Genomic DNA, 11,796 nt, shown 5'->3' on the forward strand with positions numbered 1-11,796 from the left:
GGCCCCGGACACCAGCGAGTCGGCCAGGGCCGCGGCGTTGTCGGCGGTGGACATAAACGCGCCGTTTCCCACTTTGACGTCGATCAGCAGTACATCGAGGCCCGCCGCGAGCTTTTTGCTGAGGATCGAGGCGGTGATCAGGTCGATGGATTCGACGGTCGCGGTCACGTCGCGAATCGAGTACAGGCGCTTGTCGGCCGGGGCCAGATCACCGGTCTGGCCAATGATCGCGCAACCCACGTCAGCGACGATGGCCTGCAAGCGCTCGGGGGAGGGTAGGCTGTTGTAGCCGGGGATACTGTCGAGTTTGTCGAGGGTGCCACCGGTGTGGCCCAGCCCGCGCCCGGAGATCATCGGCACGTAACAGCCGCAGGCGGCCAGCAAAGGTGCCAGCGGCAGGCTGACCATGTCACCGACCCCGCCGGTGGAGTGTTTGTCGACCACTGGGCCCGGCAGGTTCCAGCTCATGACTTGCCCTGAGTCGCGCATGGCCAGCGCCAGGGCGACGCGTTCCTGCACCGTCATGCCCTTGAGCATCACGGCCATGGCGAAGGCGGCGATCTGGCCTTCGCCAATGCTGTTGTCGGTGATGCCGCGAACAAAGCGCTGGATATCGCTGTCGCTGAGGGTCAGGCCTGCGCTTTTGCGGCGAATGACTTCTTGTGGCAACCAGTTCATCAGTACGCTCCTTGCGCTGGGGTGTCGGCACTCAGGCCGATGAGTTCAAGCGTGTTGTCGAGCAAGCTGGAGGCGCCAAAGCGCAAGTGGCGCGGCGAGATCCAGGCTTTGCCAAGGGTGTGCTCGGCCAGCCACAGGTACACCGCTGCGTCGCCCAGCATGCGCATGCCGCCTGCGGGCTTAAAGCCGACGTTCTGGTTGGTTTTGGCGATCACATGCAGCATCAATTCAGCTGCTTCAGGGGTGGCGTTGACCTTCACTTTGCCGGTGCTGGTCTTGATAAAGTCGGCGCCAGCTTCGATGGCATCGATGCTCGCCCGGCGGATCAGCAAGGCGTTGAGTTCGCCGGTTTCAAGGATCACTTTGAGCAGCGCGCGGCCTTCGCACAGCGCTTTGCAGGCGGCGACCAGCTCGCGCCCGCGTTGTTCGTCGCCGCCAATCAGGGCGCGGTACGGGTAAACCACATCGATTTCGTTGGCCCCGTCTGCCAGTGCCTGGCTAATTTGCGCCAGCACCTCGGCCAGCGGCGCATCGCCTGCGGGGAAGTTGCACACGGTGGCCACCTGGATCGAGTCGCCACCCAGGGTATTCAGGGTGCTGCGCGCCAAACGGACAAACTGCGGGTAGACACACACTGCGGCGACAGGCCCGACCGGGGTCAGCGCCTTGCGGCACAGCGCCTGAATGCTGGCGTCGGTGTCGTCGGCGTTGAGTGAGGTAAGGTCCAGCAGGGCGATGACTCGACGTGCCAGTTGGAGTTCGGTGTCATTCATGTCGGTTCTTCGATCTTTCAAGGGCGCCCGGTCAGTGGCGGGCGCCTGTTGGGGTAATAAGGTGCGTTTCACAGTGAAATAAACACGCCGGCCAGTGCTGCACTCATAAGGTTAGACAATGTCCCGGCGGTGACAGCGCGCAGGCCCATGCGGGCGAGATCCTTGCGACGGGAGGGGGCCATGACCCCCAGGCCGCCGAGGATGATGCCGATCGATGAGAGGTTGGCAAAACCGCACAGGGCAAAGGTCACGATAACTTGCGTGTGGGCCGACAACACGCTGACGCCTTTGCTTGCCGCTTGCACCGGATCGATGTAAGCCGCGAAGTCGACGTAAGCAACAAACTCGTTGAGCACCAGTTTTTCACCGATAAACCCGCCCGCAATCGTGGCTTCGCTCCACGGCACGCCAATCAGGAAGGCCAGCGGTGCAAACAGGTGGCCGAGGATCAGTTGCATGCTCAGGTGCGGCAGGCCGAACCAGGCGCCGCACCAGCCGAGAATGCCGTTGAGCATGGCGATCAGGGCGATAAAGGCCAGCAGCATGGCCCCGACGTTGAGTGCCAGGTGCAGGCCGTTGCTGACGCCCAGTGCCGCAGCGTCGATGACGTTGGCCGGTTTGTCCTCGGGGTAGACCTCAACGCAGCTCGGGTCGTCATGGGGCAGGTGGGTTTCAGGCTCCATCAGCTTGGCCATCAGCAGCCCGCCGGGGGCGGCCATAAAGCTGGCAGCGATCAGGTATTTAAGCTCGATGCCGAGGCTGGCGTAGCCGATCAATACAGAGCCGGCCACCGAGGCCAGACCGCCCGCCATCACCGCGAACAGTTCGCTGCGGGTCATGCTGGCCAGAAACGGGCGCACCACCATCGGCGCTTCGGACTGCCCGACAAAGATGTTGGCGGTGGCCGACATCGACTCGGTGCGGCTGGTACCCAGGATGCGGTGCAAGGCGCCACCGATCACCCGGATGATCACGTTCATCACGCCCAGGTAGTAAAGAATGGCGATGAAGCTGCTGAAGAACACAATCAGCGGCAACACCTTGATCGCAAAGACAAACCCCTGATGGCCGAACACCTCGAACATCTTCTCGCTGGCCAGCGGCCCGAAGAGAAAGCTGATCCCTTCGTTGGCATAGTCCTGCAGCGACGAAACGGTGTTGGAAATGGCCGCCAGGGTGGTCTGCCCCCATGGCACGTACAGCGCGAATGCACCGACACCTGCTTGCAGTAAAAAGGCTCCGCCCACTGTTTGTAACTTGATCGCCCGGCGGTTGCTGGAGAGCAAGACCGCCAGAAGGATCAATACACCTACACCAATGAAGCTCATGACTGCATTCCCATGTGTAAAGCAGCAAAATCGCCTGCACCTCTGTGGGGTGCTGCGGCGGGCAGGGCAGTGGGTCGTTAAAAACGGAAAGCGCCGGGTAACAGTTGCTCGATGGTCCAGTCGCGGCTGGCCGATTCTTGATGCCCGACGCAAAACACCGGGCAGTGAGCAAGCATGAGTTCGTGCATGACCTGACGGCAGGCGCCGCAGGGGGAAATCAGCGCCACTTTGGGGGCATACACCAGCATTGCTTTGAAGCTGCCGGGGGCATGCCCTTGGGCGATGGCGCTGAACAGTGCGCTGCGTTCAGCGCAGTTGGTCAGCCCGTACGAGACGTTTTCGACGTTGCAGCCGCGGATGATCTGATCATCCGAGGTCAACAACGCGGCCCCGACAGGGAAGTCCGAGTGTGGGCACCAGGCGGCTTGCGAGGCCGCAATGGCCTCGGGCAGCAGGCGCTCGTAAAGTGCTTGCGCTTGGGCCGTGCGGCTCATCGTTGGGCACTCTTGGCCAATGCATCGTCGACCTTGTGAATGCGCTGCGCCGGGGTGTGTTCGCCCACCGGGTTACCGGCGCGGTCGTTGACTTGCAGGTAGTCGATCAACGCATTGAGGTCATTGAGGCCGGTGTCCAGACGTTCGCTGGCGTCCTTGAAGACCGTGAAGTTATCGCCGCCGCCGGCCATGAACGAGTTGACGGTGACTTGGTACGGGTAGTCGGCAATCACCGGCACACCGTCAATTTTCATGCTGTTGGCCAGTACCCGGTCACCTTGAGGTCTGCTGGCATCCCAGCTGTAGGTCAGCGAAGACGACGGTTGCAACGGGTAAAAGCCGAAACCGTTGTTTTGCCACTGTTGTTCCAGCAGTTGTTTCAGTTGTGCGCCGGTCAGGGTGAGGATGTTCAGGGTGTTGTTGAAGGGCTGGACCGAGGCCACCTGGCTGTAGCTGAGTTGGTCCTGGCCCGGGTCGAGAATCAGGTCGGTACGGATCCCGCCGAGGTTGATGAACGCCACTTGCGCACCCAGCGAGCGGGTGGCATGCAGTTGCGCATCGGACACCAGGTCGCCCATGGCGGATTCGCCTGCGGCGTTGAGTGTGCGTTTGACTTCTGTTGCGGCCATGCGCGCGATGGGCTTGTTCAGTTGCTCATGGCTGCGGGCTTCGACTTCGGCCTGTTGCGCAGCGATTTCTGGCATCGGCTGGTAGCGCTTGGGGTCGACCACAATGTTTTCGGCCTTGGCATCCAGCAACTGGTGCTTGCCGGTGTCGATCTTCAGGTTCAGGTGCGTGACCAGACGCCCGTACGAGCTGGCCTGGGTGATGAGTTTGTCGCCCAGGCGGCACATGTAGCCCTGGTGCGTATGCGCGGTGATCACCACTTTGATTTCCGGGGCCAGACGGTTGGTCACGTCGAGGATGTCGCCCTTGAGCTGGCTGCAATCGTTCTTGTCGAAGGATTCGGCAGTTTCGCCGCCCTGGTGAATCACCATGATCACTGCGTCCACACCTTGCTTGTGCAGTTCTGGCAGCAGCGCGTTGGCCGCTTCGGCTTCATCGATGGTGTACAGGCCGTTCATGCTTTGGGTGCTGACATAGGTCGACACATTGCGCAGCACGGCGCCGACGAACGCGATTTTCGCGCCGTTGGCTTCTTCAATCTGGTAAGCCGGGAAAAGTGTTTTGCCGGTTTGTGCGTCCATCAGGTTGGCTGCCACATAGGGGAAGCGCGTGCCTTTGTAATCCTTGCTGTACAGACAGGCCTTTTCCGGGCGCGGAGAGTCGCAGCCGCCGTTGATCTGGCGTTGCAACTCGATCGTGCCCTGATCCAGTTCATGGTTGCCGATCACGCTGAATTTCAGCCCCAGGGTGCCGAGAGCCGTCAACGTCGGCTCGTCGGCCCACATGGCAGACATCGGCGGGCTGGCCCCAATCATGTCCCCGGCGCCGACCAACAGTGTTTGCGGGTCTTTTTTGCGCAGTTCGCTGACCACGCCGCTGAGGGCGTTGATACCGCCCGCCTGCATCGTCACCTTGCCACCCGGCGCCGAGGCATCGGCGTAGGTGAACGGGTTGGGTGCGAGGTTGCCGTGGAAGTCGTTGATGGCAGCAATGTTGACCTCGACCGTTTTGCCGGGCGGGTTACAGGCGGCTATTGCCAGGGCCAGCGGCAGAATCAGGCTGGCCTGGCACAGGCGCGAGAATACATTCGACATGGGGGCTCCTTGGCTTGGCTCAGGCGGTACGTGGCTGGCCGGCCAGCGAGGCGGCAGGTGTAGGGGAGGCGACGTATTGAGTGCCCAGGCCTGCGCGCAGCAGAAGCATTTTCAGGTTGTCGTTGATCAGTTCCAGGCGATCTTGCAGGTGGCTGTTGAAGACCATGCCCACCAGTGCAATGGCGATACCTAGCGCGGTGGCGTACAGCGCAGTACCGATACCGCGGGACACTTCACCCGGGTCGGAAACACCGGCTTCGGCCAGGGCTTTGAAAGTGTCGATAATGCCCATGATGGTGCCGAGCAAGCCCAGCAGCGGTGCGCCGGCGACGACGGCTTCGAGGATCCACAGGCTGTGGGACAGCTTGCCGCGCATGGAGATATAAATGGCCTGGCCGAGGTCTTCGAGTTCCTGGTGCGAGTGCAGTTGGCGACGGCCGTCGTAAATCTGCGAGAGCAATTGCAGTGGCAGGCTGTCACGTTGGGTCAAGGCTGCTGGCAGGTCATCGACACTGCGCACTTTACCGCTGATGGCCGGGACCAGTTGGCGGGCCTTGCGCAGGGAGTAGCTGAAAAAGATGCAACGTTCAACGACGACAAAGGCGGCCAGCGCAGCAGCGCCGTACATGACGTAGAAAGTGAGATCGTGCAGCAGATTCATGTTCATCAGGTTCTTCCTATGGGTGGGTACAGCCCAGGCCCGCTGTTTAGCCGGGCCTGGTTACAGGTCAAATCAAGGGTTAGAAGCTGGCTTCAAACGAAACCATGGCAGTGCGTTCTTCACCGACGTTGTAGTACGGCGTTGCAGCGTTCAGACCGTTAACCGGCGCGGCGTTGAGCACCACGGTGCGTGCCGACGACAGGTATTCCTTGTCGAAGACGTTGAGCATCGAGACGCGGATGGCGGCAGATTTGAAGATCTTTTTGTCGACCGGCAGGCGCACACCGGCGCTCAGGTCAACGGTGGTACGGCCAGCGATTTCCTGGTCGTTGGTCAAGTCGCCGTAGTAGCTGCCGACGTATTTGCCGGCGATGTTGGCGTAGTAGCGTTTGTTGTCCCAACCGATGCTGGCGTTAAGCATGTTTTTCGGCACGTTGGCCAGTTGCTTGCCCGCGGTCGGCAGGTTTTTGTTGCGGATCGAGATGTCGTCTTTCTGCTCGGAATCGGTGTAGGTGTACGAGGTGTAGTAGTTGAAGTTGTACGGCAGCAGGCCGCTCCACTCCAGCTCAAGACCTTTGTTGACCACACTGCCGACGTTGAGCATTTCGTAGTCGCCATCCGAGTTGGTGGTCGACAACTGACGGTCGCGGTACGAGATGTGGAACAGCGTTGCGCTCAACGCCATGTCGTCCTTGGTGAAGCGCCAGCCCAGTTCCTGGTTCCAGCTCAGCTCAGGCTTGGTGCTGATCGAGTCGCCGACGTTGTACAGCACGTAGTTAGGCGGGGTACGCATGTTGCGGGTGATGTTATAGAACGCCTGGTTCTGCTCGTTGATCTGGTAGCGGGCGCTGAAGTTCGGCAAGAACTGGTGGTACTTGGCGTCACGCTTTTCAGGCTTGTTGTACAGGTCGCCGAGGTTGTTACCGTCACGCTCGACGTACTGGTAGGCAAGGCCACCGACCAGGGTCAGGTCGGGTGTCACGATCCAGGTGTCTTGCAGCGAGAGTTTCTGCGCCGGGGTAACGGTGTACTGATGGCGGCCCTGTACGGTCACGCCATTGTTGTCTTTAACCTGGTTGCCCGAGTTGTAATCGCCCCAGATGTCGCTTGGCGCGCCGTTGGCATCGATGCTGATAAATGGCTGGGTCTGGCGCTGACGGGCGCGCTCGTACCAGTAGCCTAGGTCGATGCTGTGGGACTCGTTCATGTCCCATTTCAGCTTGTTGTAGATACCTGTACGCCAGGTTTCGGTCCAGGAAGGGCGGTAGTAGGTGTCGTACGGCAGGCCCTTGAGGTCGTAGTTGCCGGCTTTGCTGCTGGTGGACGACAGGGCGGAGGCGGTCTGGCCGCTGAAGCTGCCGCCGTTGGCCCACATGTAGTAAGGCGCGATGGACAGTGACAGGTCGTCGCGCAGCTGGAAGCGCTGGGTCAGTGTGGCGGACAGGTTTTCAAACGGGTTGCGGTTGATCTTGTAATACGAGGTCAACTTGCCACTGCTGTTGTAGATCGGGTTTTCTGCGTAATCAAGGCTGCGACCCGACTTCTCGAACTGCGCCTTGCTCAGCGTGTTGTAGTTATAGTTGTCCTGGCGGTTGTATTTAATGATGGCGTTGGTCGAGTTGCCATTGCCGTCTTCAAACAACGTGTTCCATTCAACTTTGTCTGCGCGTACAACACCTTTACCGCGCCATTTATCACCTTCGGTGTGCGAAGCCGATACATACGTTTTAAAACCGTTGATGTCGCCGGTGTTAATACGCACAAACGATTTGTCGAGGCTGTTGGAGCCCACCGCCTGTTTAACGAAAACACCAAAGTCTTTCGTCGGACGCAGGGTCACCAGGCCGATGTTGCCACCACTGGAACCAATATGCGGGCCGTCAATTTCCGAAGAACCTTGAGTGGCGAATATTTCACTGAAGTTCTCAGGGTCGCCGAGCAAGTTTGGATAGATCGAGTAGTCACCCGAGTCGTTGATCGGGATGCCGTCAGCCGAGACGCCGACCTGGTCGGAGTTCATGCCGCGCATGGTGAAGCTGGTGCCGCTAAGGCCCGAGGCGTCGGTGCTGGACACGTTGATGCCGGGCGTGTACTTGAGTTTGTCGAGGGCGTTGGCAGTGGGTGCCATTTCGTCCATCGCCTCTTTGGTTACCGTTGAGCGTGCCTTGGCCGAGTCTTCCTGAACCATATGGCCATTGCCCAGACTTTGGCCGGTTACTTTAACGTCGCCTATATCAACTGAATCTTGCGCGAGCGCAGACAAAGTCCAGCCGCCAACCCCAACGGCCAGCAACGTTGCAAATAAAGTATTGAGTTTCAAAACGCTTTCCTCTTGAACATCATGAGTGGAGCAGAAGTGGTTTTAGTTATTGCTCAATGTTGTATACAAGCGTGGCGCTAAAGCGGTATTTATCCTTGCCCGAAAAAGTGTTGTCGGGAAAAGGCACAACTTGGTCGAGACGTTTCAAACTTGTTTGTGCTGCCCGATTGAGCAACATGTTTGCCGCCTTCTTTTCAATGCCCGAATCGAGCACCTTGCCGCTTCGGTCAATCAGCAACCACACCACCACATTGCCTTCCGGGCGTTGTAATGAAGCTTCGCGACCTCGCGGGTATTGCTTGTATCTCTCTAACTCTGCGAGCAGGCGAGCGGTGTAGCGGCTCTCCTGGTCTGCCGGGTTGGTGTGTGGCACCTGGGCAACAGGTCTGGTCACCGGGGCTGCCGCTGGCGGTGCTGCTGCCGGAGCGGGGGCCGGTGCCTGCACCACGGGTTGAGGCTTGGGCGGTGTCGGTGCGGCCTTGACCACTTGTGGCTTGGGCTTGGGCTTGGGCGGCGGCGGTTTTGGTGCCGGCGGCTTGGGCTTGGGTGGCGGTGGTGGCGGCTCTTCGATTTGCGCTTCGGCTTCTTCGATTTCCGGCGGCGGTGGCGGTTGTTCAACCACTGGCTCAGGCTCGGGCTCAGGTGGCGGCGGGAGCAATTCCTCAGGATCGATCAAGGCGATTTCGACGGTTGTATCGTCGTACTTCGGCGTGATCTTCAAGGTCGTGTGTGTGGCGCTATGAATGGCCACCGCCAGCAGGCAAATCGCTGGAAGACAGGCGATTGCTTTGCGGGATTTGAAAAGAACCGACATGACTTAGAGCTTCCGGGTCGCGATGGAAACGGAGGAGAAACCGCTGCTTTTGAGCACGTCCATCACGCTCACCAAACGCGCTACTTCAACACCCTCATCGCTGTTGAGGATGATCACCATCTTCTGCTCAGGGTTTTCCATGGCCTTGAGCTGTACCACCAGTTCGGTCTGGTCCAGGTCCTTGCCGTCCAGTTGCAGGCGGTCGTCCAGGCCCAGGGTAATCACAGCCTTGTTTTGCGGCTTGAGTTGTTGCGCGTGTGCAGCGCCTGGCAACTGAGTCTTGATCCCCAGCGCAGGGATCACGTTGAGACTGATCAATACGAAAAACACCAGCAGAAACATCATCACGTCGATCATCGGAATGATCTCGATATGCAGGCGTTTTTTCTTCGGTTCTTCCCAGCTTCGCATCACGTGTACTCCAGTCCACAGAGGGGATCACACAGCTGATCGCCCATTCAGATTCTCACTTGTGGTTAGCCAGGGCACAGTAGCTGTCGAACCTGTCTCAAGTGACAGGTTGGAGAGTAGGGGAGCGGTGTTTCATTTTGATTTCAGCAATATTATTTTGTTACGAAAGCTCTGGATGTGTGTTGTTTCTGTAAAGCTGCTGTGTAAATCGCAGTTTTTTATGGGTTTTAACGTGATTTTATTGGTTTTGTTTTGGGGCGCAGGATGTAGGTGAGTTGCTGGCTCAAACTGAAAAAAACTGACATGTGTGTCAGTTTTTTGGATTTATGAGTGGCTTTCAGCATGGGGAGGGGAAGCAGGCCGTGACAATGTCGACGACACGTTACGGTCAAGTCATGGTGATTTGTATGACAGCGAGGTTAAAACTTGCGAACAGCTCAAGATCAAAAGACCGTGAGGCAAGCTCGCTTTTATCAAACATAAAATAAGTAATTGACTCTAAAGGCTCTGGAGGAGCGAGCTTGCCTCACGATCTGTTGATCTTGATCTGGCTTTTGATCTTGATCTAAGAGGCCCCGTTAAACCACGCTGATCTGTGGTGAGGGCATGCCGAGCCACAGCGAGGCACCGAGGGGTTGGGGCAAAAAGCGTTTGGTTACTTTGCGCTTTTCAAAGTGGCACGGCGTAAGGCCGGAACCCTACGTGGCCGTTGCCGCAGCAATGGATATGTACTCAAATCAAGAGCCCCCTCACCCTAGCCCTCTCCCGAAGGAGAGGGAACCGATTGGGGAATGCTGAAGATTCTCGGTAGCCTGTTTGCTGCGCGACAGCGCGGCGTCCAAGACGGCGCGGCCCCTCTTATCAAATAAAAAAATTGATTGATTCTAAAGGCCCTGTAGGAGCGAGCCTGCTCGCGAGCTGTTGATCTTGATCTGGCTTTTGCTCTTGATCTAAGAGGCCCCGTTAAACCACGCTGGCCGAACGCAGGTTTTGCGCAGTGGGTAACCCGGCAGGACGCCGGGTTAGCCGCGACACGGCCATGGATGGCCGATCGCGGCGGGCCCACGAAGCAAGGCCTGTGGTGAGGGCATGCCGAGCCACAGCGAGGCACCGAGTGGTGGGGCAAAAAGCGTTTGGTTACTTTGCGCTTTCAAAGTGACGCGCCGTAAGGGCGGAACCCTAAGTGGCCGTTGCCGCAGCAATGGATATGTACCCAAGAATGCCGAGGTAGATGGTTTTACGGCTGCACGCAGCCGATCGCAGCCTTCGTACCTCGTCAGCGACTACAGTGGTCTGTTTGCTGCGCGACAGCGCGGCGTCTAAGACGGCGCGGTCCCTCCTACAGGGCCATCACCATCTCGTGCCACGCCATCCCGCCATGCTCGGAGGGTGAAGGCTGCACGTAGACATAGCCAAAATGCGTATAAAGGTCGATGTGCTGTTCTTTGCACATCAGGTGAATGGTGGATTTGCCCATGCCGCGCATATGTTCGACAAATTGGCGCATCAGCTTGCCCGCATGGCCCTTGCCTTGATGGGCCGGATCCAGCACCACCGACATGATCACGACATTGGCAGCGTCTGGGTCGTGGCCTATCAGCTCTTTGAAAGACTCGTCAGACATGACCACTTCATGGGCGCAACCACTGTTAATGAACCCGGCGATTTCGCCCTCCAGTTCCAGTACCAGAAAGCCTTCAGGATACTGACCGATACGCGTGGCAATTTTTGCGAGGGTGGCGGCTTCGTCACCTTCGTAGGCCTGGGTTTCGATTTCGAAGCAGCGATCCGCGTCAGCGGGTACTGCCTGGCGGAAGATGGGGTGTGTCATGTGGATCAATCCTGTTGAAGCGCGAGTAGGTTTGGCCTTTTAAGCTCAGAACAAAATGCGCCCCAAAAGACTCAGCTCAGTCCTTTGGGGCGCTTGCAGTATGGTTCTCGATCGCTTCAGGTGGAAGGCTCTTAAGCTTCGCGCTTAACCACCAAGGTCAAAATATCGTAACTGGCGACCAGCTCGCCGAGTTGGTTGGTCACTTCTACATCCCACGCCACTACCCCTTGCGGGATGCCTTGGGGGCTCTTCTTGCCTTGGTCAATCTTGCGCTTGCAGGTCAGGCGCGCCTGAATGGTGTCGCCAATCCCCACCGGGTTGATAAACCGCAGGGTGTCCAGCCCGTAGTTGGCCAGTACCGGGCCGGGTGCCGGGGAGACGAACAGGCCAGCCGCTGCCGACAGCACAAAGTAGCCGTGGGCAATGCGTTTGCCGAACTGCGATTCTTTGGCGGCGATGTCATCAAAGTGCATATAGAAGTGATCACCCGACAGGCAACCGAAGTTCACCAGGTCGGCTTCGGTGACGGTGCGCCGGTGGGTCAGGAGTGACTCGCCGATCTGCAGGTCCTGGAAGTACCGGCGGAACGGGTGCACGTCGGTTTCGATGACCTTGGCGCCGCGTACGTATTCCCCGGTCACCGCTGCCAGCATGCTCGGCGAGCCCTGCACGGCGGCGCGTTGCAGGTAGTGTTTTACCGCACGCAAACCGCCCAGTTCTTCGCCGCCCCCTGCGCGGCCCGGGCCGCCGTGCTTGAGTTGCGGC

At 58.8% G+C, this 11,796-nt stretch carries 11 protein-coding genes; all 11 read right to left on the reverse strand.

The window, feature by feature from the left end:
- A partial coding sequence (locus GHO41_RS26635) for a thymidine phosphorylase (protein ID WP_153435095.1) occupies positions 1-678 on the reverse strand: 678 nt, incomplete at its 3' end.
- The gene (gene deoC / locus GHO41_RS26640; protein WP_153435096.1) at positions 678-1,451 is read right to left on the reverse strand and encodes a deoxyribose-phosphate aldolase; all 774 of its coding nucleotides are present in this window, start codon (positions 1,449-1,451) and stop codon (positions 678-680) included. The genes GHO41_RS26635 and deoC, both read right to left, overlap by 1 nt.
- Positions 1,452-1,519: 68 nt before the next feature.
- Positions 1,520-2,779 carry a NupC/NupG family nucleoside CNT transporter gene (locus tag GHO41_RS26645; RefSeq protein ID WP_048372721.1) on the reverse strand — a complete coding sequence of 420 codons (1,260 nt, stop codon included), beginning with the start codon at positions 2,777-2,779 and terminating at the stop codon, positions 1,520-1,522.
- 77 nt (positions 2,780-2,856) lie between these two features.
- The gene (locus tag GHO41_RS26650) at positions 2,857-3,273 is read right to left on the reverse strand and encodes a cytidine deaminase (RefSeq protein ID WP_153435097.1); all 417 of its coding nucleotides are present in this window, start codon (positions 3,271-3,273) and stop codon (positions 2,857-2,859) included.
- Complete coding sequence (locus GHO41_RS26655; RefSeq protein ID WP_153435098.1) at positions 3,270-4,994, reverse strand: bifunctional UDP-sugar hydrolase/5'-nucleotidase; 1,725 nt, start codon at positions 4,992-4,994, stop codon at positions 3,270-3,272. The genes GHO41_RS26650 and GHO41_RS26655 overlap by 4 nt, the downstream gene beginning before the upstream one ends.
- 19 nt (positions 4,995-5,013) lie before the next feature.
- The gene (locus GHO41_RS26660; RefSeq protein ID WP_048372726.1) at positions 5,014-5,661 is read right to left on the reverse strand and encodes a MotA/TolQ/ExbB proton channel family protein; all 648 of its coding nucleotides are present in this window, start codon (positions 5,659-5,661) and stop codon (positions 5,014-5,016) included.
- Between the two features lie 73 nt (positions 5,662-5,734).
- Positions 5,735-7,975, reverse strand: a complete 2,241-nt coding sequence (locus GHO41_RS26665) for a TonB-dependent receptor (RefSeq protein WP_153435099.1) — start codon at positions 7,973-7,975, stop codon at positions 5,735-5,737.
- A 46-nt stretch (positions 7,976-8,021) separates the two neighbouring features.
- Positions 8,022-8,789 carry an energy transducer TonB gene (locus GHO41_RS26670; RefSeq protein WP_153435100.1) on the reverse strand — a complete coding sequence of 256 codons (768 nt, stop codon included), beginning with the start codon at positions 8,787-8,789 and terminating at the stop codon, positions 8,022-8,024.
- A 3-nt stretch (positions 8,790-8,792) separates the two neighbouring features.
- On the reverse strand, positions 8,793-9,200 hold the full coding sequence (locus GHO41_RS26675; RefSeq protein WP_048372729.1) for a biopolymer transporter ExbD: 408 nt from the start codon (positions 9,198-9,200) through the stop codon (positions 8,793-8,795).
- 1,339 nt (positions 9,201-10,539) lie between these two features.
- Entirely contained in the window at positions 10,540-11,031 is a 492-nt protein-coding gene (locus GHO41_RS26680) for a GNAT family N-acetyltransferase (RefSeq protein WP_153435101.1), read from the reverse strand.
- Between the two features lie 131 nt (positions 11,032-11,162).
- A partial coding sequence (locus GHO41_RS26685; RefSeq protein WP_256671056.1) for a MaoC/PaaZ C-terminal domain-containing protein occupies positions 11,163-11,796 on the reverse strand: 634 nt, incomplete at its 5' end.

The organism is Pseudomonas sp. FSL R10-0399 (genome assembly GCF_009600165.1).
Lineage (GTDB): Bacteria > Pseudomonadota > Gammaproteobacteria > Pseudomonadales > Pseudomonadaceae > Aquipseudomonas > Aquipseudomonas helleri.